Source organism: Bacillus litorisediminis, from assembly GCF_022808645.1.
Lineage (GTDB): Bacteria > Bacillota > Bacilli > Bacillales > JC228 > Bacillus_BF > Bacillus_BF litorisediminis.
This window is the reverse complement of the sequence record NZ_JAKZKT010000003.1, coordinates 72,120-95,959: the sequence shown is the minus strand read 5'-3', so window position 1 is coordinate 95,959 and position 23,840 is coordinate 72,120. Positions and strand designations below refer to the sequence as shown.

The 23,840-nt window shown below is 39.7% G+C and carries 19 protein-coding genes, 1 tRNA gene and 1 pseudogene; 17 read left to right on the top strand and 4 right to left on the bottom strand.

The genetic code is table 11. The annotated features are described in order from the left end of the window. The first annotated feature begins 10 nt into the window (after positions 1 to 10). Together MLE14_RS02360 and MLE14_RS02355 are read left to right on the top strand one after the other, a co-directional pair. The gene (locus tag MLE14_RS02360) at positions 11 to 1,792 is read left to right on the top strand and encodes a vWA domain-containing protein (protein WP_243296673.1); all 1,782 of its coding nucleotides are present in this window, start codon (positions 11 to 13) and stop codon (positions 1,790 to 1,792) included. Then, positions 1,776 to 4,535 (top strand): VWA domain-containing protein, encoded by a 2,760-nt coding sequence (locus MLE14_RS02355; protein ID WP_243296672.1) that lies wholly within the window; start codon positions 1,776 to 1,778, stop codon positions 4,533 to 4,535. Before MLE14_RS02360 ends, MLE14_RS02355 begins: the two co-directional genes overlap by 17 nt. Positions 4,536 to 4,596: 61 nt before the next feature. On the opposite strand, the gene MLE14_RS02350 is transcribed toward MLE14_RS02355, so the two are convergent. After that, the gene (locus tag MLE14_RS02350; protein ID WP_243296671.1) at positions 4,597 to 5,550 is read right to left on the bottom strand and encodes a nuclease-related domain-containing protein; all 954 of its coding nucleotides are present in this window, start codon (positions 5,548 to 5,550) and stop codon (positions 4,597 to 4,599) included. A gap of 304 nt (positions 5,551 to 5,854) precedes the next feature. On the opposite strand from MLE14_RS02350, the gene megL reads away from it, so the two are divergent. From megL to MLE14_RS02335, 3 genes are all read left to right on the top strand, one after another. Further along, on the top strand, positions 5,855 to 7,036 hold the full coding sequence (gene megL / locus MLE14_RS02345; RefSeq protein ID WP_243296670.1) for a methionine gamma-lyase: 1,182 nt from the start codon (positions 5,855 to 5,857) through the stop codon (positions 7,034 to 7,036). 405 nt (positions 7,037 to 7,441) lie between these two features. Beyond that, positions 7,442 to 7,711 carry a CD3324 family protein gene (locus MLE14_RS02340; protein WP_243296669.1) on the top strand — a complete coding sequence of 90 codons (270 nt, stop codon included), beginning with the start codon at positions 7,442 to 7,444 and terminating at the stop codon, positions 7,709 to 7,711. Between the two features lie 145 nt (positions 7,712 to 7,856). Beyond that, positions 7,857 to 8,507 (top strand): FusB/FusC family EF-G-binding protein, encoded by a 651-nt coding sequence (locus MLE14_RS02335; protein ID WP_243296668.1) that lies wholly within the window; start codon positions 7,857 to 7,859, stop codon positions 8,505 to 8,507. A 310-nt stretch (positions 8,508 to 8,817) separates the two neighbouring features. On the opposite strand, the gene MLE14_RS02330 is transcribed toward MLE14_RS02335, so the two are convergent. Continuing rightward, positions 8,818 to 9,990 (bottom strand): MFS transporter, encoded by a 1,173-nt coding sequence (locus MLE14_RS02330; protein WP_243296667.1) that lies wholly within the window; start codon positions 9,988 to 9,990, stop codon positions 8,818 to 8,820. Positions 9,991 to 10,073: 83 nt separating this feature from the next. Between MLE14_RS02330 and yeiL the strand changes: the two genes are divergently transcribed. Beyond that, entirely contained in the window at positions 10,074 to 10,745 is a 672-nt protein-coding gene (gene yeiL, locus MLE14_RS02325) for a transcriptional regulator YeiL (RefSeq protein WP_243296666.1), read from the top strand. Positions 10,746 to 11,308: 563 nt separating this feature from the next. Continuing rightward, a tRNA-Gly gene (locus MLE14_RS02320) sits at positions 11,309 to 11,382 on the top strand. Between the two features lie 58 nt (positions 11,383 to 11,440). On the opposite strand, the gene MLE14_RS02315 is transcribed toward MLE14_RS02320, so the two are convergent. Beyond that, positions 11,441 to 12,136, bottom strand: a complete 696-nt coding sequence (locus MLE14_RS02315; RefSeq protein ID WP_243296665.1) for a B3/B4 domain-containing protein — start codon at positions 12,134 to 12,136, stop codon at positions 11,441 to 11,443. Between the two features lie 86 nt (positions 12,137 to 12,222). Between MLE14_RS02315 and queG the strand changes: the two genes are divergently transcribed. The 6 genes and pseudogenes from queG to MLE14_RS02285 all read left to right on the top strand — a co-directional run bounded on the left by queG (position 12,223) and on the right by MLE14_RS02285 (position 18,339). Continuing rightward, a complete protein-coding gene (gene queG / locus MLE14_RS02310; RefSeq protein WP_243296664.1) occupies positions 12,223 to 13,365 on the top strand; it encodes a tRNA epoxyqueuosine(34) reductase QueG in 1,143 nt (380 codons plus the stop codon). Positions 13,366 to 13,411: 46 nt separating this feature from the next. Beyond that, the gene (locus MLE14_RS02305; RefSeq protein ID WP_243296663.1) at positions 13,412 to 14,320 is read left to right on the top strand and encodes an amidase domain-containing protein; all 909 of its coding nucleotides are present in this window, start codon (positions 13,412 to 13,414) and stop codon (positions 14,318 to 14,320) included. Between the two features lie 21 nt (positions 14,321 to 14,341). After that, positions 14,342 to 14,815, top strand: a complete 474-nt coding sequence (gene trmL, locus MLE14_RS02300) for a tRNA (uridine(34)/cytosine(34)/5-carboxymethylaminomethyluridine(34)-2'-O)-methyltransferase TrmL (RefSeq protein WP_243296662.1) — start codon at positions 14,342 to 14,344, stop codon at positions 14,813 to 14,815. Positions 14,816 to 15,953: 1,138 nt separating this feature from the next. After that, a complete protein-coding gene (gene nfsA / locus MLE14_RS02295) occupies positions 15,954 to 16,703 on the top strand; it encodes an oxygen-insensitive NADPH nitroreductase (RefSeq protein ID WP_243296661.1) in 750 nt (249 codons plus the stop codon). 106 nt (positions 16,704 to 16,809) lie between these two features. After that, a pseudogene (locus MLE14_RS02290) lies at positions 16,810 to 17,265 on the top strand (N-acetyltransferase family protein). Between the two features lie 180 nt (positions 17,266 to 17,445). Continuing rightward, positions 17,446 to 18,339 carry a DMT family transporter gene (locus MLE14_RS02285; protein WP_243296660.1) on the top strand — a complete coding sequence of 298 codons (894 nt, stop codon included), beginning with the start codon at positions 17,446 to 17,448 and terminating at the stop codon, positions 18,337 to 18,339. Between the two features lie 65 nt (positions 18,340 to 18,404). On the opposite strand, the gene MLE14_RS02280 is transcribed toward MLE14_RS02285, so the two are convergent. Further along, a complete protein-coding gene (locus MLE14_RS02280) occupies positions 18,405 to 19,091 on the bottom strand; it encodes an ArsR/SmtB family transcription factor (protein WP_243296659.1) in 687 nt (228 codons plus the stop codon). Between the two features lie 198 nt (positions 19,092 to 19,289). Between MLE14_RS02280 and MLE14_RS02275 the strand changes: the two genes are divergently transcribed. The 4 genes from MLE14_RS02275 to MLE14_RS02260 all read left to right on the top strand — a co-directional run bounded on the left by MLE14_RS02275 (position 19,290) and on the right by MLE14_RS02260 (position 23,836). Beyond that, positions 19,290 to 19,823 carry an RNA polymerase sigma factor gene (locus MLE14_RS02275; protein ID WP_243296658.1) on the top strand — a complete coding sequence of 178 codons (534 nt, stop codon included), beginning with the start codon at positions 19,290 to 19,292 and terminating at the stop codon, positions 19,821 to 19,823. Then, positions 19,807 to 20,706: a hypothetical protein gene (locus MLE14_RS02270; protein ID WP_243296657.1), complete on the top strand. Its 900-nt coding sequence runs from the start codon at positions 19,807 to 19,809 to the stop codon at positions 20,704 to 20,706. Before MLE14_RS02275 ends, MLE14_RS02270 begins: the two co-directional genes overlap by 17 nt. 409 nt (positions 20,707 to 21,115) lie before the next feature. After that, positions 21,116 to 23,011 carry a PrkA family serine protein kinase gene (locus tag MLE14_RS02265; RefSeq protein WP_243296655.1) on the top strand — a complete coding sequence of 632 codons (1,896 nt, stop codon included), beginning with the start codon at positions 21,116 to 21,118 and terminating at the stop codon, positions 23,009 to 23,011. 324 nt (positions 23,012 to 23,335) lie between these two features. Next, a complete protein-coding gene (locus tag MLE14_RS02260; RefSeq protein WP_243296650.1) occupies positions 23,336 to 23,836 on the top strand; it encodes a stalk domain-containing protein in 501 nt (166 codons plus the stop codon). The last annotated feature ends 4 nt before the right edge of the window (positions 23,837 to 23,840 follow it).

Here is a 23,840-nt window from a genome sequence, read left to right as displayed (position 1 = left end):
GTGAAAAAGTATGGGCTTTTTAGCTCCCTGGTTTTTTTCGCTTTCTATTTTAGTAGGCGGCTTTTTACTGCTTTATTTTTTTAGGAAGCAATATAAAGAAAAAACGATATCACAAACCTTTTTATGGAGACAAGTACGCAAGGAATGGGAAGCAACCAAATGGTATCAAAAGCTTCAGCATAATTTGTTGTTTTGGCTGCAATTATTAGCCTTACTTTTTCTTATTTTGTCTCTAGCAGACCCATACGTCCTAACTAAGGGTGCTTCAGGTCTTCAAACCGTTGTTATTATGGACACTTCAGCCTCAATGGCAGCTTATGAAGATAGTTCAGATGGGGAGATGCAAACTAGGTTTGATGTGGCCAAGGAACAGATAAACGAGATTTTACGACAGCAATATGGTTCTGATGTGACGGTGATCGAAGCTAAGAACGAACCCGAAGTCGTCATCCAATCGAATACTCAGGAAGCAGTTAATGCGATTAATGAGATGGCCCTCTCATTTGAACAAGCTAATATGTCCCAAAGCTTATCTTTGGCAACTGCTCTAATGGACAGTGAAGAGCCCTCCGTTATTCATGTTTTTTCTGATCGAGTAAAAAAAGAGGATTTACCGACTGATTGGTCTGGTCCTATTTATGTCCATAATATTGGGGAAAACGAATGGAATGTATCGTTATCTTCTTTTGGCGTTTCTTTGAATGAGGATCGAGTACAAGGGGTTGCAAAAGTAACATCGACAAATGATGAGAAGCAATCTATAACGTTTCAAATCAAGGTAACGGACGAAACAGTTTATGAATCTACGGTCGAGGTTGCACAAGATTCCCCTGCCTTTATCTCAATTGATCAACTTCCCATTGCTGAAGTTTATCAAGCTATTATTTTAACAGAAGATCCCTTTGTGTATGATAATCAAAAAACAGCTTATTTATATACAGCCCAAACACCTCAAGTTATTGTGAATCCTGACATTCATCCATATGTCTACCAGGCACTGGACGTGATGGGCTATGAACCGATCATGAAGGAAACATTGGAACAGGGAGATGAAGAATCCATTCATGTGGTTGAGGGACTATCTCCTGAGCAATGGCCACATACACCATTATTAGTCATAAATCCGAATATGAATCGTGATGAGCATCCGGTATTAAAAATACAGTCACCGATTGAAAAGAAAGAACATGCTACCTTATTAAAATATGTGGACCTTGCTGACGTTTATATTGAAGAAGCACAGAAGCTTTCGTTAAATGGCTTGACTTCTCTAGCACAAAGCGGGGACGTTCCTTTATTTTATTCAGGTATATGGAATGGAAAGCCGGTCATTGTTATTAATTTTGATATTTCAAAAACAGACTGGCCCCTTCATTCAAGCTTTCCTATCTTTCTTTTTGAAGCATTAAAAGATTTGCAGGACGATAACTTGTTTATCGGCACTTTTAGACCGAATGAAGAAAAGATTATTTCACTCGAGGGAGAATTCCACATCTTAAATGAACAAGAGGAGATTGTCGGTAATTTTAATCCTGAAGAAACGGTTTTTAATGCTCCAGCTCAACCTGGTTTCTATACGTTATACAACGGAGAAAATCAATACTATGTATCTGTTGAAGTCGATGAAAACGAAACCGATATTACAGCAGAAAAATCATTTGTGTTGGGAGAAGAGCATTTAGAAGAGAGGGAAATGTCCTTTTTATGGACCTTTAATCATTGGCTGATTCTATCCGTCTTTATATTGCTCGTTATTGAATGGGAGGTGTATCGACGTGGAACTCGTGCTTGAATCTCCCTACTATCTGTTACTTTTGCTGCCTGCAGGTTTTTTAATTTATTTATTTTGGACCAAAGCAAAAAACATAGACTTAAAGAACCGAAAATTAATTAGCAGTCTTAGGTCTTTTCTTTTTATTTGCTTAATATTTGCGCTTTGTAATCCATTGATTGTATGGACTTTTGAAAAAGAATCGGTCGTGTTTGTGGTCGATCAATCCTTTAGCATGGGTGATGAGACTGATGAAATAAATCAATTTATTTCTGACGCCATCCATACAAAGGACGAGGAAGATCCCTTTGCCGTTGTTACAGTCGGCGGAGAAGCAGCAGTTGAAAATGCAATGACTAATCTCGGAACGTTTTCCGGTTTTACTGCAAAAGTACCCCAAGAAAATACGAATTTAGAAAAAGGGTTGCGGCTTGCCTCCAGCCTTTTTCAGGAACAGCAAAACGGGAGGATTGTATTAGTAACAGATGGACTTGAGACAGATGGAAACGCATTAGAAGAAGCCTCTCTTTTACGAAAGAAAGGCTATGAGATTGATGTCGTTCCATTCGTATCGCAAAGAGACCAAGATATGGGCCTTGTCGAATTGAACGTTCCTGAGCTCACGTTTCAAGGGGAACAGGCAAATGCTGCGTTCAGAATTGACAGTTCTGTTGAGGGGCAAGCCAGAGTGAGAATTCTAGTAAACAATGAAGTTATCTTAGATGATACACTGGATGTCCAAACAGGAATCAATGAATATACGTTTGCTTATCTCGTCGAATCGGAAGGCTATAAACAATTTGAAGCGCAAATTTTTTATGAGAATGATCAAGTAGCAAAAAACAATCGGCTAACGGCTGTATCATATACAGAGGGACCGCCCAAGGTGTTGTTAGTGGAGGGTAAAGAAGGTGAAGGGACCAATCTGAAGAAGGCCTTATCAGCAGCTCATGTACCGGTTGATGTTTTACAGGCGGGACATCTCCCCTCGACCTTAACTTCACTATTAGAATATGAAACCATTATTTTTAGCAATGTATCTGCTACCGATGTTTCCCAGCAAAAGATGGAGTTAATCGAGCACGCGGTAAAGGACTACGGAAAAGGATTTATGATGACAGGCGGGGATCAAAGCTTTGGCTTGGGAGGATACTTTGATACACCAATTGAAAAGCTTTTGCCTGTTGATATGGACATAAAAGGGAAAAAAGAAATCCCCTCACTTGGCCTTATGATTGTATTGGATCGATCGGGGAGCATGCAGGGGTACAAGCTTGAATTAGCTAAGGAAGCAGCAGCAAGAACGGTATCTTTATTACGTGAGGAAGACACATTAGGAGTGATTGCTTTCGATGACCAGCCTTGGGAAATTGTGAAAGCTGGTCCGATCAAAGATAAAGAAGCAGCGGAGGAAAAAATCCGGACCATCTCAGGCGGCGGCGGTACTAGTATTTATCCGGCTCTGGAAGAGGCATATCAGCAAATTATGGAAAGTGATGCGAAGCGGAAACATATTATTTTATTAACTGACGGGCAATCTGCCACGACAAATGATTACTACCGTTTAATAGAAGATGGTCTTGATCAGAATATTACATTATCCACGGTTGCAATTGGGGATGGAGCAGATCGATTTCTATTAGAATCCCTGGCAGAAGCGGGAAGCGGCCGATTTTATGATGTAGTGGATCCTTCCGTTATTCCAACTATTTTATCACGGGAAACGGTGATGACGACAAGGACATACATTGAAGATGACCCGTTTTATCCGACGGTTACATCTTTAGCGATTGATGGACTTCAGGAAGTATTTGAAAATGGCCTTCCGAAGATGAATGCCTATATTGCCGTTACTCCTAAAAGTAAGGCACAAACCATCTTAACAAGTGAAAAGGATGATCCCGTACTCGCTGTTTGGCAATATGGAATTGGCCGCTCAGTCGCGTTCACTTCCGATTTAACAGGAGAATGGTCTGGGGATTGGCCAAATTGGGAAGAGTGGCAGGAGTATTGGCTGGACCTTGTGAATTGGACATTTTCTCCTTTTGAATCAGATGCATTCCAGATGGATGTGGCAAGGGAAGGCGAAAAGGTCACCGTCCATCTGACTACAGATGAGGCTATCATTAATCCATTAGAAGCCAACGTTACTGCGAATGACGGCGAGGCAGTAGAGGCTAGAATGACCCCGATTCGTCCCGGTGAATATGAAGTGACCTTTAACGGAAAAGAAGGAATCTACTTTTTACAAGTCAATAAACAGACGGCAGAAGGGAATGAACCCATCATTCAAACAGGCTTCTCTGTACGGTATTCGGATGAATATTTAATCCAAGAATCAAATGCCGGCTTTTTTGAGAATCTTGTGTCAGTCACAGGCGGAAAAAAATTAGAGTCTGCGGAAGATGTATTTAGACCTTTGGAAAAGAAAATATCAGAAGAAAGAAGCATCCAATCAGTGCTTCTGGTAATGGCTTTCTTTTTACTGTTAGGAGAAGTGAGTATTCGGAGGTTTGGAATCACGATTCCAAAGCTACCATTGAAATTGGGTAAGGTTCGAATTAGGGAAACGGTTCAAATGCAAAAGAAATCAAAACCTGCTGCCGAATCCGCAGGAAGTGGAGAAGGAATAGCTGGAGAGAGCCCTGAACCTGTCTCGATCAATAAGCCTGGGAAAAAGACAAAAACTGTAATAAAGAAAGATGCTGAAGAACGGAGCAGTCAAATGGATCGGCTGTTATCAGCTAAAAACAGGAGAAAATAATTAGTAAAGCGAAGGTGAGTGAAAGAAGACAGGTCTTTTTATGGAAAGCACTCCGCGGATTTTAGTCTGCAGGGTGTTTTTTGTATTGGGTGGCCTTGCCTTTGTTAATGGGAACTAAACCTACTGATAAAAGAATATGTCTTGCCATATGTCTGGAGGGTAATTGGAGTAAAGTTTGACACTCATTAATCGTGATAGAGCGGCAGATAGTGAGATAATCTATCATTTTTTGCTTATGTGCATCAGAAGAATAAAAGGAGCACTTTCGGCATCGCCAATATTTATACTCACGGACAAGCAGGCTCAGCTTGCAGTTCGGACACTTTATACCCTGGATCAAATCTGCCTTTGTTAAGTTATATTTGGAAAATGGGTTGAATTCTGCGGGAGTGTGTTGTTGAATAAGCTGTTTTGAGATCTTTTTAATCAGATAGGGTGTTAAGACTTCGGTTGAATGCTGTTTGATAAGGGAATGAATTTTATCGGGGAAATGTTCTGCGTGAAGTACGGATTGAAAAATAGAGGAAGGCCCTTTAACGATTGTTTTGGGAGAACCGATTGCAACTAAAAAGTAAACAGGGATTTCCTTATTAACATGTTGATTTAACCAGCGTTTAAATTGAATTGTCTGCCTTTTTGCCTGTGTAATAGGGTTAGGGAATCCTTCCTCTTGATCATTGAAGATCCGAATCATCTGATTGGATTTCGAATCAAAGTGAAGGGTGCCAAAGATATTTTTGGATTCAATAATTAAGCTGAAATAGGGTGTAAGAAGTAAAGTATCCATTTGAAAAAATTTGTCGTTCATTGGGATTCGTATACTGGGGATGGCCGTAAAAGAATCGTTGAGAAAGGTAAGATGATAGTCTAATTCCTTTTCTCCATTGTATCCAGCCCAGCCTTTTTGAGTATTTCTCAAAATTTCGGGGTATTTTTCGTGATAATGGGGGAGCAAGCGAAGTAAAGCATCATCTTTTTGCAATTGAATGGGGATTTCTCTAATTTTATCTATCATATTTCACCTCTGATTAGTTAATTAATCATATACTTCTATAAATTCGATGCGAAATCCTTTTATTCGCGCAAGAATTTGAAAATACGCGCAAGAATGGGGTTCAATCGCGCAAGAATTGAAAAATGCGCGCAAGAATACGGTCAAATCGCGCAACAGTAAAAAAATGGAATACAACGCCTGCAATAGACAGCCAAATTAAAACTGTCCGATGCTCGCCACAAATTATTTTGTAACCGCTTTCATTTATCCGGCATTTATCATATCATAGAAAAAGAGAGTGATATTTTCATATGGAGGTAAAAGCATGGATCAGCAAAAGCGGTTTGAAACGCAGGCGATACACAGCGGATACGATTCTTTGAAGTTTCAGGGGAGCCTGGTGCCGCCTCTTTATCAGACATCAACTTTCACTTTTCCGACGGCAGAAGAAGGGGAGCTTCGGTTTGCGGGGGAAAGTGACGGATACATTTATTCGAGGTTAGGGAATCCGACGGTTAAAGTGTTAGAGGATAAAATTGCAGCCCTGGAGCAAGCGGAAGCGGCGCTTGCATTTGGGTCGGGGATGGCGGCGGTGTCCGCAACGCTTTTTTATTTAACGAAAACGGGTGATCACATTTTATGTTCTGAAGGGATATACGGGTGTACTTTTGGTCTCCTCCAGCTATTAAAAGAAAAACATCACATTTCACATGATTTAATAACCTTTGATAACGAGGAAACCGTCAGAAAATCAATTCACGATAATACGGCCTGTATATATATTGAAACACCAATTAATCCAACAATGAAGCTGGTGGATCTTGAAATGGTGGTTAAAGTTGCAAAAGAAAAACATATACCGGTTATTGTAGATAATACGTTCTGCTCGCCTTATCTCCAGCAGCCAATCAAAATAGGGTGTGACTATGTCATACATAGTGCCACCAAATATATTGGGGGACATGGTGACGTGATTGCAGGTGTGGTAGCAGGTAAAAAGAAAAACCTGCAGGAAATTGCAAAAACTACGCTAAAAGATATCGGCGGGGTCATCAGCCCGATGGATGCCTGGCTGCTGATACGAGGACTTAAAACATTAGCCGTCCGATTAGACCGCCACTGTGAAAATGCAGAAAAAATTGCGCCGCTGCTTAAAAATCATCCGAAAGTAACCAAGGTTTATTACCCAGGAGATGAAGAGTTTCCACAATACGAACTAGCCAAACGCCAGATGAGAAAACCGGGTGGTATGATTAGTTTTGAACTAAAAGGTACAAAAGAAGATGCGCAGGCATTTCTGGACCGCTGTCGTTTGATTAAAATCGCGGTCAGTCTCGGCGATGCAGAAACCTTAATTCAGCATCCTGCTACGATGACTCATGCCGTTGTTCCGCAAAAAGAAAGAGAAAAAATGGGGATTACAGATACCCTTCTAAGGCTTTCAGTTGGGCTAGAAGCGTGGGAGGACATTTGGGATGATTTAAAACAGGCACTTGATCAAAATTAAGGAAAGATGATAAAGGTCAAATACCATCAGATCAGACCAAATCGAATATGATTTGGTCTTTTAACATTCCTTTTATTTTTAAGATGAATAGCTGTAAGCAGTAGCATAAATAGTTTCGTTTTTTGAGTAAATTGAAAATACACGAATGAGTTTTCTTACATGCACAAGGCTAAAGCGATTTAATAAAATGGAAAATTTCGTTATAATGATAAATTAAAGGGGGTGCTTACAGTTGGAGAATCACATAAGATTGTCCAGTACTTCTTCCACTCATGCAAAGCCTATTATTGGAAAGGCGATACTTTGCATGGGGCGAAACATTTAATTTTATCGCCGAACAAGCTTTTCTAATATTTTGGCTTTGCACCTTATTTTTTTCAAAATCAAAATAAGGAGCGGGCAAAATTGAGATATGTGAATGCAAACAAAGTGTTACCAGAAAAGCTAATCGAGGAAATCCAAAAGTATGTCCAGGGAGAAACCCTTTATATTCCTAAGCAGGAAACGAAGCATCAGAAATGGGGAACTTCAAGTGGAGGAAGACGGCTGCTTGACCGCCGTAATGCCGCCATTAGAAACTCTTTTATTAGTGGCAGCAGTATTCATCAACTGGCTGAGGAATATTACCTTTCAACTGAAACGATTAAGAAAATTGTTTATTCACATAAAAAGTAGGCGAACAGCACTGGTGAAAATCCTTCATCAGTGCTGTTCTTATGTAAAAAACGGTTCTAAGTCATTTTATCCATTTTAGCTGTCCGCTGCACGATTTAAAATAAGTATCAAGAAAACAGCAGCAAAAGATTGGAGATATACAATGATGACCGAAAAATTTATTAAAAATGAACAATTAAATTTTATAAAAAAACAGATTGCTTTAATTAAGGACAGCACCAAAAAGAATGTACCTCAAAATATTTTGGCTGCTGTGATTGACTTAGCCAATGTTAAAATCTTGGAGCTCTTTCCCAATATATCATTGGACCAACAAGAAATGCTGGATCTTTCCAGACTGAAAACAGATAAAGAGTATGAGGAATATATCCAGCATCTATCGGGCTATATGCTGCCCTTTCCCAGAATTACCGAGCAGCAGCTGAAAAAAATTTTTCCGAAACATAAAAAATTAAAGCTGCCTGATTTATCAGATATAGACTTCAACCATTTGACCTATTTAAGCTGGAACGACCTAAGATCCAATAAAAAATTTATAGTGTATGAACTTGAAGGAAAAATGGTGGGTATTGAATGTGAATTTGCACCGACTAGCAAAAAAAATCTTTGTTCCTTCTGTAATAGTTTTGGTGAGGTTTCCTATTTTTCCACCGTAACAAAAGCGAAAAAATCCAAAAATCCGGATTATTACAAGGCTGTCGGTAATCTCATTTGCGCCAATAGCAGTGAATGCAATAAAAAAATAACCAATGCAGAATATTTGGAAACATTTCTAAAAGACTCACTGGGCTTGTGAAGACTTTACATGGCGCCAGCAATATTATAAATAAAAAACTCAAGCCCCTGCACAAAAATATTGAATTAGTGCTCCTGTCAACTCAGCATCATGTGTAAAACCTGATATAGATGCGTTACGATGAACCATATCCTAATTAAATGAGGTTTATGATAAGATGCAACCGAAAGAAAGAGGCTTATCTAAAAAGATAAGCCAGTTTTATGATCTTGCGGCGAGAAGTTTTAGAAGTTAGAAAAAATAAAACATACCTCGCCGAAAGATGCAAGGTATCGATTACCTCAGCTGTGTGAAGTTCTAAATAAAAAAACTATATAGAAACTAAAACTTCCTTTCTAAGTTCCATTCTTCGATATACCAGCGCAAGCAGCATGGATGGAAGGGAACAAACAATCATTCCAATAAAAGCATATCTTGGCTCGATTTCGTATAAATAGCCGCCGAAAATGGTGAAAACAGCAGTGCTCCAGCTAAGTGCCAGGGCAGAATACATACCTTGTGCTTTTGGTATGTGTACATGTGGAATATTTTTGATTAAGTATTTCATAAAGGCATAATGCGCCATAGCAAATGAGAATGCATGCATAGTCTGTGCGACAGAGAAAATAATCACATTTGGATAGGCAAACACTGCTATCCAACGTACAGATGCACCAATTGCTGCCAATGTCAGTAAAGTGCCTACTGAAAACTTATGAAAGCTTTTATCTGCGATGTAGAAGAATATGATCTCTGCAATCACGGCTATGTTAAGAATGAAACCAATCAGATAGATTGGTGCTTGGATTTCTTGCAGAAAAATATAGCCAAAATTGTAATAAGTAGCATGTGAGGCTTGAAGTAGAATGACAATAATGAGTACCAAACTAAAGTGTTTGATTCGGAATAAATGTAACATACCTCCTTTTTGTGTTGGGTCTGCTTGCGGCTTTTCAGATAAAATAACAGGTGCACGCAAAAAACCAAGACACACAAATCCCATTATTCCAAGTAACAGTGCCCAAAAAATCACTCCATCTCCAAACTTTCCTGTAAAAAGGGTCAAAATCATGCCGACTGAGACAAATCCAATCGATCCCCACTGACGGCTTCTCCCATAATGTTTTAATTGTTTACTTTGCACAAGGACACCGGCAGCACTATCTAAAGCAGGCATTAGTGTTGGGTAAAATAGGTGTAAAATGATTGTTACTATTAGTAAACCAGTAAAGGAACTTGCCGGAATATAACAAAGAATAGCAGCAAGTGTACCAATTCCCGCCACATTCAATAACATTTTACTGCTAAATCTCCCTGATAAATAAGGAAAGGCAAATAATGTAGAAAGGCCTCTTGCAATCAATCCTAAACTCATGATTAAACTAGCTTGTGAGACGGTAATTCCTTTCGTATCAATCATCCACCCGGACCAATAAGGTAGAAAAATGCCCCACGTCATAAAAAAACTAAAAAATTGTATACTCATCCAACGTTGTGTGTTCATTTTGCTATCCTCCTCATTGATTGCATGATATCATGGAAATATATACAAATAATATGAGATATCTCATATTTTTGAGGTGAATGATGGAAATTTATAAAGGTGAGAAAAAGCGGCTCTATATGGAAAAAAACTCTATTGCACATTTATTTTCATTTCCAGTTGAGGAGTTTATGGAGGTACATGAATATCAGCGTGACGATTGGATTATTCAAGAAGGCAGGAGACCGGATTTTCTATTTTATGTTATCGAGGGAAAAGCAAAGATATATATCACCCATCAAAATGGGAAGGTATCCTTAATTAATTTTATCAATGCTAATGACTATATTGGAGAAATGGAATTATTAAATGATGTGTACTATACAAAAGGGATTCAAGCCTCAACGAAGACCATTTGTTTTGCTCTTCCGATTCATTACTATCGCAAACAATTGTTAGAAGATGCGAAATTTCTAAGAGAATTAACCAAGTTTTTAAGTGTAAAGGCCACACTTATGGCAGCAAAATATTCACAAAGTCTTGCTTTTCCGCTTGAAAACCGTCTCGCGGATTTTATTTTGCAAACGGCAGACGAAGGAGTTTATAAGGAGAAACACGTTACGGTTTGTGATTATCTTGGGGTATCCTACCGGCACTTGTTGCATGTGCTTACACAATTTTGCGATAAAGGGTACTTGCAAAAAAATGGACGGAACTATCAAATTAAACAGTACCATTCTTTGCATGAACTTGCCGAGGTGTTGAAGAATAAGTAATCATTTAGATAAAACTATGTAGTCCAGTAGCCAAATAGGAAAAATCTCTTGAGATACACCGCAAAAAAACGCACCAAAAATGAGACAAAATTTTATTCGCGGCAAAAAACCATGGTGGCTACAACGTAGAAAAACCTTGGCCTTTAGAAGTTTTAGGTATATATAGTGATTCTTTGGTTATAGCCATTTGATGAGTCGCTCACTGAAAAGAAGCATCCCGCATCTTTTTTAGAAGCACAACCCCAACATCTTACATCAAAGACAAAAAAGCTTGTAGAAACCAAGCTTTTTTGTGTGAGTGAAAAAATGTTTCAAATTGTCGAACTTTAAACATAGGGGTTGAAATGTGTAGAAATGATGATTATAATGAATAATGTCCTCCAAAAAAGGGCATAAAGGTATTGAAAAATGCGGGTGTAGTTTAATGGTAAAACCACAGCCACGAGCTGCACTTCTAGAATTAAGCTGCGAGTTGCCTCGATGCATTTACATCATTGATTCAACTGGCAGAAGCAGAGGCATGACCGTTCGTGCTCAAAACAACGGGAATTTCACACTATTTTGCGGGTGTAGTTTAATGGTAAAACCACAGCCTTCCAAGCTGTTGTCGTGGGTTCGATTCCCATCACCCGCTCCATACATAGTTTCTAACGCAGTGTTTCGTTTACATAGAAAAACGGGGCATTGCGTTTTTTCTATGTGTCAAAAGAAACATGATTTAAATCCGCAGTGAGAAGAGCGGTCTGATAATCGCCTCCGTGAAGCTGCTGAAACATATTGCCAACGGATTCGATTAGTTTATGACTGGACTCTTCTGGTAAACTTGGAGATAAATAAACAATATGCAGCGCATTTTTCGTATCGGTTGTCACAGAAGTCCGTTTAGAATCTACAAAGGGACTGCCAAAAGGTCCAGCTGAGTCTGCAGAAACAATTAAGTCCGCGGCTTGATTTTCACGGCCGTTGAGTCCGAGAAAGGATTCGTCATCCTGGCCGATACGAAGCAAAACATCACCTTCGATATGATCAGCATCATAAAGGCCAATCGGGATTTGATATTGTAGAGAAAGAAAGTTATTGAGATCCACAGCAGAATGAATCGTTGCTAAATATTGCTGCTTTTGGACTCTTCTGAGTAGTGCCTCGCTTGAAGGCCTATAGCGGTTTGGATCTTTTCCAACCGTTTTAAATATGGAACGCCACTCCTGAATTCCTTTTTGTTCGGCCAGTTGTGTCTCGAGCAGATCAAAATATAATGATTCCTGAAAGAGCTGTAATCTTCCTCGCAGCATTTGGGGAGAGTCGGAAACGGTGATTTCGCGATAGCTGAGAAGACCTACTTTAAAATTTGCAATCTTATCGGTTAAGACAGGACTAAGTGTAATTTCCATTACGATTACCTCCTCTACTAAAGCAGTTTACCATATTTTAAATGAAATGAAAGTTTCTGACTCTATATAGAAAGGAGGATTCTGACATGAACTACGACCAATTGAAAAAAGACATCATTGTCTACAGTAAAGAAATCGGGATTGATAAAATCGGCTTTACCTCTGCTTCAGCGTTTGACGAAATGAAAAATCGGCTGATCCGCCAGCAGGAGCTCGGGTACCAATCCGGATTTGAAGAGAAAGATATAGAAAAGCGGGTACACCCTGAAAAGATTTTTGATAAACCCAAATCCATCATTGCGATCGCGCTAGCGTATCCATCTAAAATGAAGGACGCTCCTCAAAGCAAAAAAGGCGCGCGAAGAGGATTGTTTGCCCGTGCTTCCTGGGGAAGAGATTACCATGATGTACTAAGAGATAAACTTAACCAACTAGAAGCTTATATTAAAGAAAGAGTCCCTCAAGCTGTATGCAAGTCGATGGTCGATACCGGCGAACTCGTGGATCGCGCGGTGGCGGAGCGTGCAGGAATCGGCTGGAGCGGGAAAAACTGTGCGATTATTACACCTGAATTCGGATCATATGTATATCTCGGCGAAATGATTACGAATTTGCCGTTTGAGCCAGATGAGCCAATCGAAGAAGGCTGCGGAGACTGCAATCTTTGCGTTGACGCGTGCCCAACAGGAGCTCTAGTCCAAGGCGGACAGCTCAATGCGCAAAAGTGTATCGCCTTTTTAACCCAAACAAAAGGGTTTTTGCCGGATGAGTTCCGCTCGAAATTAGGCAATCGGCTATATGGCTGTGATACCTGTCAGTTAGTCTGTCCGAAAAATAAAAAGATGGACTTTCACCTGCACGAAGAATTTGAACCAGATCCGGAAATTGCCAAACCGTTGCTTCAGCCGCTTCTCCATTTGACGAATCGAGAATTTAAAGAAACCTATGGACATGTGTCAGGATCCTGGAGAGGGAAAAAGCCGATTCAACGGAATGCCATTATAGCACTCGCTCATTATAAAGAAGAGTCAGCAGTCCCAGACCTGATTCAGTTAATGAAAGAGGATCCGCGCCCTGTGATTCGCGGGACAGCCGCCTGGGCACTTGGTAAAATTGGCAGCGATGAAGGGAAAACGGCGATTGCAGCGCAATTGATGCATGAAACAGATGCAGAAGTCCGGGCTGAAATGGAAAAGGGTTTGGCATTTTTTCAACAGGTAAACAACTAAACAGCCTGCTTTCTTCATATGTATGGAGAGAGGAGGTTGTTTTTTTATGAAAGAGATCTTACAGGATTTGCTTCAAAACAGATTAGATGCATATGTTAAACCATCCGTTAAAGCACAGCGGTTTTTTGCTGAAGAAATTGAGAGAAAACTTCTTTCTGTTCAAAATCGAAAAGCGGAAATTGTAAAGGTAAGCGGAAAAGGAAAGATTATTAAAAACTTCACAGAAGATGATGTGGAAAAGGTCCAGTATCAAGTAAGAATGCGTTATATTATTAATCAAAATGACAACATTTATCTAGAGGAAAGAGTGGAGGAGCGGCAAGCAGAGATTTTCCGTTTCACGATTGTAGATGATTATCCTCTTTTTTCAGAAGCTGATATACTGGAAAATGAACAGCCCTCAGTCCGAGACTTTCACTTCGGACCTTTAGATATGTACCCCTCAGAAGAGGAAGAGCGAAAAGGGTACCATTATGACCGTAGAAGAGCTGTTCGATATGCGGAGACGTTTTGGAATAGCTATAACCCTAAATATAAAAAATTCCAGGATAACTGCACCAATTTTATTTCTCAGTGTTTACATGAGGGTGGGGCACCGATGAGAGGATATCCTAATCGGGGGAACGGCTGGTGGATGAGAAATAATAATTGGAGCTACAGTTGGACCGTTGCCAATTCTCTGCGGTATTACTTGCAAAATTCTAAATCAGGGCTGCGTGCAAAAGAAGTATCCAGTCCTCAACAGCTTTTATTAGGCGATGTAATCTGCTATGATTTTCAAGGGGACGGCCGTTTTGATCATAATACCATTGTTGTGGCGAAGGATGCATATGGAATGCCGCTCGTCAATGCAAATACGTATAACAGCCGTATGCGCTATTGGGCTTATGAGGATTCAAGTGCTTATACTCCCAATATCAAGTATAAGTTTTATTCAATCGTAGATGATTATTAAATAGTTAGAGGTGACAAAGAGTTGGCCTTACACGTTGTACTATATCAACCAGAGATTCCAGCTAATACAGGAAATATTGCGAGAACATGTGCTGCTACAGACACGCAGCTCCACCTGATCCGACCATTAGGATTTTCAACAGATGACCGAATGCTCAAACGGGCTGGCCTTGATTACTGGGATTTTGTTCAAATTTATTACTATGATTCCTTAGACGAATTATTTTCTAAGTATCCAAACGGGGAATTTTATTTTATTACTAAGTTTGGAAAGCATTACTACGATGAGTATGATTATAGTAATCCTGAAAAAGATATATTCTTTGTTTTTGGAAAAGAAACAACGGGACTTCCAAAAGATCTGTTGGCGCAAAATCCGGACACTTGCTTAAGAATTCCGATGACAGACAATGTACGATCCTTAAATCTTTCCAATACAGCCGCTATTTTAGTCTATGAAGCTTTAAGGCAGCAGCGGTTTCCGGGGATTAAATAATTTAGCATATAAAGGACTTCTTTAATGAGAATGGGCTGCTCTTCCTGCTATGAATAGAGTCTGTTCAAATTTAAGGGAGTTCTTTTGTTTAAAAGGTTGTTTTTGTATTAAGGGTTTTTACTAAAGTGGCGAGAGACTCGGACACGAAAGCTTTACATCCTTTGTGTCCAAGTAACCCTCGGATTCGGACACAAATGGCGTAAGATTCGGGAAAACTGTCCGAATAAGCAACGGATTCAGACACAAATGGCGTAAGATTTGGGAAAGCTGTCCGAATAAGCAACGGATTCGGACACAAATGGCGTAAGATTTGGGAAAGCTGTCCAAATAAGCAACGGATTCGGACACAAATGGCGCAGGATTCAGGAAAGCTGTCCAAATAAGCCTCTTATTCGGACACAAATGGCGTAAGATTTGGGAAAGCTGTCCAAATAGACCGCGGATTCGGACACAAATGGAGCAGGATTCAGGAAAGCTGTCTGAATAGACGCGGATTCGGACACAAATGGAGCAGGATTCAGGAAAGCTGTCCGAATAAGCAACGGATTCGGACACAAATGGCGTAAGATTCAGGAAAGCTGTCCGAATAAGCAACGGATTCAGACAGAAATGGCGTAAGATTCAGGAAAGCTGTCCGAATAGGCCTCTTATTCGGACACAAATGGCGTAGGATTCAGGAAAGCTGTCCGAATAAGCCTCGGATTCGGACACAAATGGCGCAGGATTCAGGAAAGCTGTCCGAATAAGCAACGGATTCGGACACAAATGGCGTAGGATTCAGGAAAGCTGTCCAAATAAGCCTCTTATTCGGACACAAATGGAGCAAGATAAGGGAAAACTGTCCGAATCAGCAACGGATTCGAACACAAATGGCGAAGACCCCAGAGAACTGTACGAATATGTCTGATATCTCAGTTCTGAGGCTCCAATGCTTGAAAGGAGTTCGCTTTTAGGCTTCTTCACCACGGGTGGATAAGTCAACATCGATACCTTACGGACTACTTTATTTCCTTGGTCTCTCAAGTGAAAGTTTTACCCCACGTCGCTAGTGGTGCGATTCCGCTATTTCTTATTATTTGAACATTCAATTTTTGCGCTGTACTATAAGAGAAAAGAACATACAGAAAGGACTGCGAACATGAATCAGGTTATTGAAACGATCTTACGTCATCGGTCTGTGCGTAAATTTACGGATCAGCCACTATCTAGAGGACAAATAGAACTGATTGTAAAAAGTGCTCAGGCTGCTTCAACCTCTAGCTATATCCAGGCCTATTCCATCATTGGGGTAACCGATCCTGACAAAAAACAAGCACTCGCTGAAGTGGCTGGGAATCAGGCATATGTCGCCGAGAACGGACATTTCTTTGTATTTTGCGCTGATTTACATAGACACCAGAAAATCGGAGAGTGGGAAGGCAGTGATGTACTCCCATCCATTGAAAGCACAGAAAAATTTATGGTCGCCTTAATTGATACGGCATTAGCTGCCCAAAATGCTGCCATAGCCGCAGAGTCTATGGGGCTGGGAATCTGCTATATCGGCGGAATCCGCAATGATTTAGAGAAAGTGGTATCTCTTTTAAAAACTCCGAAGCACGTCATCCCGCTGTTTGGGATTGCTGTTGGCTACCCGGCAAAAGAAACCAGTCAAAAACCAAGACTGCCGCTATCCCATGTCTATTATGAAAACGAATATGAGCAGGATGAATCTGCTTTTAAAGCCGGTGTTGACGAGTACAACAGCATCGTTCAGGATTACTATAAAAAAAGAACGAATGGAAAAAGAAGCGACACTTGGACCAGTCAAATGGGCACAATGCTTGAAAAGAAATCAAGAATGTACATGAAAGAATTTATAGAGAAAAAAGGACTTAATCTTCGCTAAAATATGATTTAATTAATGGGAGACTGCACCTGATTTATAGGGTGCAGTCTCATTATTTTAAATAATGCTATAATTACTTAAACACCTGGGATAGTGAGGGGAAAAAATGGACAAAAACATTGTCATTAGAGAAGCATCTGATCAAGATATAAATCAGCTATACATACTTATGAAACAGTATATCGTCGATTTTTATAAGCAACCCTAACCTAAAGAATCTGAGTTAAAAGGACTCATTCATCATTTACTTGAAAATCCTGCAAGCGGTCTGCAGTTTGTCGCTGAGGTAAATGGAGCGTTAATTGGATTTGCCACTTTGTATTTTACTTTCAGCACTCTAAAAGTAAAACGACAAGCGATTTTAAATGATTTATTTGTCGCACCCGATGCGAGAGGGAAGAAAGTGGGGGAAAGGTTATTTCAAACCTGTTTAGATTACATCCGGGCCAATAACTTTTCATCTATGACTTGGGAAACGGCAAGGGATAATAAAGCAGCTCAATCCCTTTACGACAAAATGGGCGGTCAAATATCTCAATGGTTAGTTTATGAGATTCAATAAGTGATAAATTTGTTAAAATTAAAAATGGAAAAGGCTGTACCTTATAAATAGGGACAGCCTTTTCCATTTTTACCCACAAAAGAATTATATTTCGCAGCAATCCATATTTCGATATTGGTTGAAAAATTAAGGTGATATATTACAGATAGATTAGTCATTACATATAGGGGGAGGCAAAAAATGAAAACCATTCCTTTTACAATCTTGATCCTTTTAACCACGTTTTTAATGGGTTCTTCTTTTTCGGTCGGTAAAATCGGTTTGTTGTATGCTTCGCCATTGTTACTGGCAGCTTTGCGCTTTATCCTGGCGGGGCTAATCATGGCAGGGATTGTAATGGTTTTGAAGCGGCCACATCCTTCATCTAGAGAAAACTGGATAAGATTGTTCACGATTGGCGCATTCCAGACTGCTGGTGTAATGGGGTGTATTTTCATGAGTCTAAGAACGATTACCGCTAGTGAATCCTCGATTCTTACATTTACAAATCCATTACTCGTTGTTGTGTTTAGTACGATTTTTTTACAAACTCATTATAAACTATATCAGTGGTTTGGAGTTCTTCTAGGGTTGATCGGGGTTATGATTACATTAGGAGCTCAAATTGAAATGAAGATTGGCATCGTTTATGGACTTTTATCTGCAGTTTTTTGGGCAAGCTCCACGCTGTTAGTTAAAATATGGGGATCCAATTTCGATACTTGGGTTCTATCGGCTTATCAAATGCTTTTTGGCGGATTTTTACTCCTGCTTAGCAGTTTTCTTCTTGAGAAACCATTTTTTATATTCAATCATAACTCCCTGTTCATCTTATTATGGTTAAGTATGATGTCATCCATTATTCAGTTTGCAGTTTGGTATTATCTTTTACAAAAAAGTGATCCGGGAAAAACGAGTGCCTATTTATTTTTAGCACCTTTCTTCGGTGTCCTATCGGGATGGGTATTGCTGAATGATCCGCTTTACCCCTCCATTATAGCTGGCGGCCTGTTGATTATTATTGGGATTTATCTTGTAAACAGTAATTTCCAGCGGAATCATAGCTTAGCTAAAAATACTTTGAAAAGCGATTAAGCTTTAAAAAGCCCGCTAATCGCGAACAGGGAAACCTTCCGCTTAGGGGCTTTTCTTCCCAAAAATTAGAAGTTTATATTGAAATTTTGTTTTAAACCTGCTTTTCCTTTTTCAGTAACTTTTACAGCACGGGTAGATGGAATTCTTTCAATCCATCCCAAATCAAAAAAGCGCGTTGTTAACCCGTGTCCTAATGCGCCAGCAAGATGATGATGCCTTTCACTCCAGTCTAAGCATGCGTGAGAAAATGAGCGGCGTTCTTTTTTTAGCTTGCTTAAATCCATACCAAAATTCATAAAAAACTGTTCACCCTTATGCGTTACAACAAATATTCGTTCTTCTTTTTCCAAATAGCCGGCATTCATCATCGATTTTGTTAATTCTACCCCTAATTTTCCAGCTAAATGGTCATAGCAGGTTCGGGCTTTGCGAAGTAATTGCACTTGGTCAGATTGTTTGAGTGAACGCACTTCAGGCGGTGGTGAAATTGCTAGCAAAGATTCTAAAATCCGTGCTACTTCACCATTTGCGATTTGATAGTAGCGATGGCGTCCATGCTTTTCAACGTTAACAAGCCTGCCTTCTGCCAATTTTGCCAGATGAAAGCTGGCTGTTTGAGGTGTTATGGCAGCTATATAAGCAAGTTCACTGGCTGTATGAAATCGCCCGTCCATTAAACTCATTAGGATGGTGGCGCGCGAAGTTTCTCCTAGGAGAGCTGCAATTTCTGCCACATTTGGATTTATGCTCATTTTCTCCATCCTCTCTGCATTTCATATTTCGATTATAGTTTAAATGTTCGATGCTATCAATCCGCAGGAGCTAAAAATAAAAGGAGCAGGCATTTTAAAAAATCTGCGATAATTTTTATATGTGCTATTTTAAAAACGTCACAGATTCGTTTTTCGTACGACTAATAGATAGCAAGGATAAGAAATGGTGGTGAGGGGTTGGGTACAACTAAAAAACAAATCGTGATGGAATGGTACGACCTGTACTATCAAGATGTTTACCGATTTATTTTATTTATGATCGGGGAACAGCAATGCTGTGAAGATTTGGTTCATGATACGTTTGTTCGGGCCTATTCGGCCTATGATCGGTTTGATCATCAATCAAATGTAAAAACATGGCTGTTTAGCATTGCCAAACATTTGGTTTTAGATGAGATTCGGAAAAGGCAGCGAAGAAGATTATTTTTGACAAGTGCATTGGTCCGGGATATTCCATCTTCCTTTGACTTAGAAAAGTATGTTGAAAATAGGGATCTTGTCATCAATCTGTTAAATCGGATTCAAAGATTAAAGCCTCATTACAGACTTGTGGTTACACTGCTAAAAATAGAAGAGTGTACAACAAAAGAAGCGGCAGACATTTTAAATTGGTCCGAGGTTAAAGTCCGAAAAACATTATCAAGGGCCCTTCGATCGCTGCGAAAAATGGACATACGCCCAGGAGGTGAACAAATTGAACGACTTTCGTGACAGTCAGTGGAAGCTTCTTCAGCAAATAAAGCCGACAGCAGATCAAAACGAGAAATTGAGATCCCGCATTTGGAATACACTTCAAGAACATCCTGAAAAAATTAAGGGTAAACGAATGCTTCATGTTAAGCCTTTGTTGGCTGCTAGTGTATTTATCCTTCTATGCGGTGCTTTTCTGATGATGTTTCTGCAAAACAGCACTCAACCGTTTACGCAAGGTGAAAGGAATTTTTCAGAGTTCAATTGGGAACTGAAAGAAGTATATGCAGAGGAATCCGAGAATGGTTTAACCCTTTATCGTGAAGGGCAATCAGCACCGCTCGGGACGGTAAGAGAGATCACTCAAGAACAAATGAATGAAATAGTAAGCGGTTATGCCATGTATGTAGAGGAAATACTTGAAAATTTCCCTTATCCAACGAAGATGTATATCGAGCATGTAAAACGTGAGGATGTTGGAATTCGCTATCATTTCTTTATAACTCCAACAGAAGATGCAATTATACATTTTACATTTGATTATCCGAAACTTGAGTATGCGGAGATTTTTCAGGCGGTCGGAACATTGCAATTTAACGGAATCGAACCGTATCGTCATAATGAACCGCTGTATGTCACTCATGGATACGGGAAAATGATTTACCCGGTTGGCCTGGAACCTATTTCAATTTCGTCCAATCAAACAGAGATTTATTATTGGGAGGAAGCGACCCAGGCTGCATTTGAAGATTACTTAGACAAAATCAGTACTTTAAGCGGCTGGGAGAAGGAATCCGAAGAAGGCTTTATTACCTTTAATTATGGAAACGGACAAGAAATCATATCTATCCATCTGAATGGCAAAGAAATAACCTATCAATATTCGTATCCTAATCGGGAATAGAAAGTAAAAAACGGGCAGGGGATTCCTCTGCCCGTTTCATCATTATTTTTTATTAGTTCCTGGTTTGTCATTATATCCGGCTGTAAAGATTGCAGCTAAAAAGGCCACACAAACGCCTAAAATTAAAATCGTGCTCATGATTCATCCTCCTCTATGTATCCGCTGTCTTCACTCTTTCCTTATTATACCGTATCGCTCATTTTTTGTGAACGGCTTGATGTAAATGGTTATCTTAGCTTTTCTCAAATAAGACGATTTTATGAACATATTGTCCGCTTTCGGTGCATATATAATCTCATTATGGATTAAAAAGTCAAGGGATAACGCAAGGATTTGTATTCATCATAAGGTGGAAAAGCGCATAAAGTATAGTAATCGTCTCGATTTCAGCATTCAGGGGAGGTTCCAAATGGATATTTTAAAAAAGATCGAAAAATATCGAGAAGAAGAAGAAAGTCAAAAGTGGGAAGGCACATTTGCCGAGTATTTAGAAATTGTAAAGGAAAAGCCATGGGTTGCGCAAAGCGCTCATTCACGAATTTACAATATGATAAAGGATGCTGGAGTGGAGGAAGTAGACGGAAAGAGACGGTACTCGTTTTTTAGGAATCAAATATTTGGACTAGAAGAAGCGCTTGAACGGTTAGTTGAGGAATATTTTCATCCTGCAGCGAAAAGACTGGACGTCAGAAAGAGAATACTTCTGTTGATGGGACCTGTGAGCGGCGGGAAATCAACGTTAGTGACGATGCTTAAAAGAGGGCTGGAGGCTTATTCCCGTACGGATCGGGGGGCGATTTACGCGATTAAGGGGTGCCCGATGCACGAGGATCCGCTTCATTTAATTCCACAGCACTTACGCGAAGATTTTTATCAGGAATATGGGATTCGGATAGAAGGGAACCTTTCACCGCTTAATATGATGAGGCTCCAGCAGGAATACGGCGGCCGTATTGAAGATGTAATGGTTGAACGGATCTTTTTATCTGAAGACAGACGGGTTGGGATTGGAACGTTTTCTCCTTCTGACCCAAAGTCTCAAGACATTGCTGATTTAACAGGGAGCATTGATTTTTCAACAATTGCCCAATACGGATCTGAGTCTGACCCGCGTGCCTATCGTTTTGATGGAGAGCTAAACAAAGCCAATCGCGGATTGATGGAATTCCAAGAGATGCTGAAGTGTGATGAAAAATTTCTATGGCATTTGCTCTCTCTTACACAAGAAGGAAATTTTAAAGCTGGCCGGTTCGCTTTAATCAGTGCTGATGAAATGATTGTAGCCCACACAAATGAAACCGAATATCGTTCTTTTATTTCAAATAAGAAGAACGAAGCATTACACTCAAGGATTATTGTTATGCCGATTCCGTATAATTTAAAGGTATCGGAAGAAGAAAAAATCTATGAAAAAATGATCCGTGAAAGTGATGTAGCAGATGTGCATATTGCCCCTCATACATTAAGGGTGGCAGCGATGTTTACGATTTTAACGAGATTAAAGGAGCCGAAAAAAGGCGATGTTGACTTAATTAAAAAGATGCGGCTCTACGATGGCGAGAGTGTAGAAGGCTATAATTTGGCTGATGTGGAAGAATTGAAAAAGGAATATCCAGATGAGGGCATGAGCGGAATCGATCCGCGTTATGTGATCAACCGGATATCTTCAACCATTATTCGCAAGGAAGTTCCATCGATTAACGCACTTGATGTGCTGCGGGCGTTAAAGGAAGGGTTAGATCAGCACCCATCGATCACCCAAGAATTAAAAGAAAAATATCTGAATTATATCTCTTTAGCACGGAAAGAATTCGATGAAATTGCGAAGAAAGAAGTGCAAAAAGCATTCGTATATTCCTATGAAGAGTCAGCCAAAACCCTTATGGATAACTATCTGGACAATGTGGAAGCTTATTGTAATAAGGTAAAACTGCGTGATCCTTTAACAGGTGAGGAAATTAATCCGGATGAAAAACTGATGCGTTCAATCGAAGAACAAATCGGTATCTCTGAAAATGCGAAGAAAGCCTTCCGCGAAGAAATTTTAATCCGGATTTCAGCCTATGCGAGAAAAGGCAAACGGTTTGATTATAACTCTCATGACCGTCTCCGCGAAGCGATCCAGAAAAAGCTCTTTGCCGATCTCAAAGATGTTGTAAAAATCACCACCTCTTCAAAAACACCGGATGAGCAGCAATTAAAGAAAATTAATGAAGTTGTGGCCCGTCTCATTGACGAGCATGGCTATAACTCCACCTCAGCGAATGAGCTATTGCGTTATGTCGGCAGTCTATTAAACCGATAAATTAAAAGGAAACCTCTTACTTGTGCAGAGTAAGAGGTTTTTATATTTGCTTTTTTATATACTTTGCAACCCGTTTTTTCACAAATAGCGGAACTGATGTCCGATAGTCTCAGGTGCAGCTCAAGCTCCAGCACCTGATGTCCGTAAGCCAGGGTGTACTTTCAGCACCTAATGTCCGTTCTCCTTTGGATATACCATACTCATTACAGAACTCCACAGTCCGGAAAGAAAAGTCTTATAAAAATTCCTATCATATTCCCCTCATTCTATTAATAGAATGCAAGTAAAATAGAATGGTTTTTAAATAAAGAGGGGGAAATTTAGGTGAAAAAGCAAACAAGAGCTGCTGTTTTTTTTATAATTTTGGTTTTAATTAGCATAAATGTGGCGAAGGTCAAAGCAGCAGAAGCTGCTTCAGCTCAAGAAATTCCGGTGGCCCTTGTTATAGAAGAGGACATAATCAACTTTACTAAAGGATTTCCCTATATTTCAAACAGTACTGCTTATGCCCCAATTGCAGAGTTCGCCAAAAGCCTGGGGATCATAGTGACTAGTAAAACAAACGGCGACATTCTCCTTGAAAAACAAGAAAAATCGCTGCTATTTTCACCAAATAAACAAACAGTAGAATCAGAAAATGGACAAGCCCAATTACTAACCTTTTTTAAAAAAGAAGATAGATGGTATGCTCCAGTCCGGTTTGTGGGAGAACACTTTGGCTACCAGGTCAATTCGGTTTTCTCCAGTAAACATCATATTGTAAGGTTAACCAAAGACTCTAAGATGCCCATGCTGAGTTTTTTAAACACAATAATTTTGTATTAGAACA

What these genes read in the sequence shown, in the direction of transcription:
- MLE14_RS02360 (WP_243296673.1), top strand. Translation starts at nt 11, where the DNA reads ATGGGCTTTTTAGCTCCCTGGTTTTTTTCGCTTTCTATTTTAGTAGGC.
- MLE14_RS02335 (WP_243296668.1), top strand. Translation starts at nt 7,857, where the DNA reads ATGACCGAAAAATTTATTAAAAATGAACAATTAAATTTTATAAAAAAA.
- nfsA (WP_243296661.1), top strand. Translation starts at nt 15,954, where the DNA reads ATGAATCAGGTTATTGAAACGATCTTACGTCATCGGTCTGTGCGTAAA.
- MLE14_RS02330 (WP_243296667.1), bottom strand. Translation starts at nt 9,990, where the DNA reads ATGAACACACAACGTTGGATGAGTATACAATTTTTTAGTTTTTTTATG.
- MLE14_RS02315 (WP_243296665.1), bottom strand. Translation starts at nt 12,136, where the DNA reads ATGGAAATTACACTTAGTCCTGTCTTAACCGATAAGATTGCAAATTTT.
- MLE14_RS02265 (WP_243296655.1), top strand. Translation starts at nt 21,116, where the DNA reads ATGGATATTTTAAAAAAGATCGAAAAATATCGAGAAGAAGAAGAAAGT.
- yeiL (WP_243296666.1), top strand. Translation starts at nt 10,074, where the DNA reads ATGGAAATTTATAAAGGTGAGAAAAAGCGGCTCTATATGGAAAAAAAC.
- MLE14_RS02280 (WP_243296659.1), bottom strand. Translation starts at nt 19,091, where the DNA reads ATGAGCATAAATCCAAATGTGGCAGAAATTGCAGCTCTCCTAGGAGAA.
- MLE14_RS02350 (WP_243296671.1), bottom strand. Translation starts at nt 5,550, where the DNA reads ATGATAGATAAAATTAGAGAAATCCCCATTCAATTGCAAAAAGATGAT.
- MLE14_RS02285 (WP_243296660.1), top strand. Translation starts at nt 17,446, where the DNA reads ATGAAAACCATTCCTTTTACAATCTTGATCCTTTTAACCACGTTTTTA.
- MLE14_RS02305 (WP_243296663.1), top strand. Translation starts at nt 13,412, where the DNA reads ATGAAAGAGATCTTACAGGATTTGCTTCAAAACAGATTAGATGCATAT.
- megL (WP_243296670.1), top strand. Translation starts at nt 5,855, where the DNA reads ATGGATCAGCAAAAGCGGTTTGAAACGCAGGCGATACACAGCGGATAC.
- queG (WP_243296664.1), top strand. Translation starts at nt 12,223, where the DNA reads ATGAACTACGACCAATTGAAAAAAGACATCATTGTCTACAGTAAAGAA.